This is a genomic window from Oceanicola sp. S124 (assembly GCF_000220565.1).
Lineage (GTDB): Bacteria > Pseudomonadota > Alphaproteobacteria > Rhodobacterales > Rhodobacteraceae > Pseudooceanicola.
The window spans coordinates 1-1,485 of record NZ_AFPM01000087.1; the positions used below are offsets into that span (position 1 = coordinate 1).

3 protein-coding genes are annotated in these 1,485 nt (G+C 67.2%); all 3 read left to right on the plus strand.

Annotation, left to right across the window (positions count from 1 at the left end; genetic code table 11):
- On the plus strand, positions 1 to 391 hold a 391-nt coding region (locus OS124_RS27345), incomplete at its 5' end, for a DUF6638 family protein (protein ID WP_010138719.1).
- A 1-nt stretch (position 392) separates the two neighbouring features.
- The gene (locus OS124_RS0106950; protein WP_010138720.1) at positions 393 to 662 is read left to right on the plus strand and encodes a hypothetical protein; all 270 of its coding nucleotides are present in this window, start codon (positions 393 to 395) and stop codon (positions 660 to 662) included.
- Positions 663 to 673: 11 nt separating this feature from the next.
- The gene (locus OS124_RS0106955; RefSeq protein ID WP_010138721.1) at positions 674 to 1,300 is read left to right on the plus strand and encodes a DUF1523 family protein; all 627 of its coding nucleotides are present in this window, start codon (positions 674 to 676) and stop codon (positions 1,298 to 1,300) included.
- The last annotated feature ends 185 nt before the right edge of the window (positions 1,301 to 1,485 follow it).

Genomic DNA, 1,485 nt, shown 5'->3' on the forward strand with positions numbered 1-1,485 from the left:
CGGCCGCCGCCCGCGCCTCTCGCCCGAGGATCCGGCCTATTTCTACGCCCTGCGCGCCGCCGACTGCACCGAGGCGCCGCTGGTCAACCGCCTGCTGGCCGAGCTGTGCCCGCTGGACATCCTGCAGCTGTTCATCTGTCACAAGGAGCTGTTCTACCAACTCTACCGCGACTGGCCCGAGGCCAAGAAGAGCTTCGCCGCCGAGATGCTGGCGCGCGACTACAAGGCCGACAAGCCGCGCATGCGCGAGGCGCTCTTCGGTCACGGCCCGGCGGAGGCGCCGCAGGACGTGGCCCGCCCCGGGCCCTGGTCGCGCGCCTCGGCCCGACCCAAGCCCGACCCGGTGCCCTTCGTCGGCCCCTGGGGCGCGGTGATCCGCGAAAGGAGATAGCATGGTTCTCGCCTTCCTCCGCGTTGCCGTCATCGGTTTCCTTGTCGCCACGGTGGCCTATGTCGTGGTCTCGATCTGGTCGCGCCAGGTGCGCCGCCGCAAGCTGCGCGAGGACTGGGAGGAAGAGGGCCGCCCCGGCGATCGGCGCGACTACGTCGAAAAGGGCCTGGATGACTACGACGACAGCTTTCGCCGCAAGCTCATCCTGCTTATCTACCTGGTGCCGGTGGCGGTGGTGGTCTTCATCATCTACGCCGTGAACTTCATGTAAGGAGATCCGCCATGCGCTACGTGAAATTTGCCCTCTGGGGCATCTTCTGGCTGCTCGTCGCCGCCTTCTTCCACTACACGCTGCCGCAGCATGACGTGGTGCGGGTCACCGATACCTTCGAACGCCGGGTCGACTTCGGAGAGAACTCGATCTTCTGGGCCAAGGCGGATACCGGCAGTGCCCAGGGCACCGCCAACCGCGATGTCTTCTTCATCCAGACGATCCGCGAGAACGGCCGTCCGATGGTCTATCGCAACGAGGACACCGGCTGGGGCTGGCCGCCCTACTTCAAGTTCGACACCAACAACCTGCAGACCGAGGCGGCGGATCTGCGCTCGACCTCGGCGGCCCCGCAATGGGCGGTGATCACCCACTACGGCTGGCGCAACGAGTTCATCTCGATCTTCCCCAATGCGGTCGGCATCCGCGCGGTGGACAGCCCAGACGTGACGATCATCCCCTGGGTGAACATCATCATCCTGCTGGTGCTGGCGGCAATCTTCTGGGCCATCCGGGTGCGCTGGCTGCGCTTCCGCCGCGCCCGCATCGACCCGGTGCTGGAAGATGCCGGGGACAGCTGGGACGAAGGCCGGGGCCGGATCAGCGGCTGGCTGTCGTCGTGGCGCCGCAAGAAGTGACGTAGCGTCCGCGCCGGGCGCGCAACCTTTCCGCCCGCCCGGCGTTGTCCCCGGTAACCACCAACCGGGGGAGAGGCCCATGGCCCAGATCGCCTACACCGAAGACGACCTCCGGGCGGCGCAGCCCGGCAACGGCCCCTTCATCGTGATCGCCAATCGCCAGTCGGGCACCAATGCCCGCGACA

Coding starts and splice junctions, on each gene's coding strand:
- OS124_RS0106950 (WP_010138720.1), top strand. CDS start 393: ATGGTTCTCGCCTTCCTCCGCGTTGCCGTCATCGGTTTCCTTGTCGCC.
- OS124_RS0106955 (WP_010138721.1), top strand. CDS start 674: ATGCGCTACGTGAAATTTGCCCTCTGGGGCATCTTCTGGCTGCTCGTC.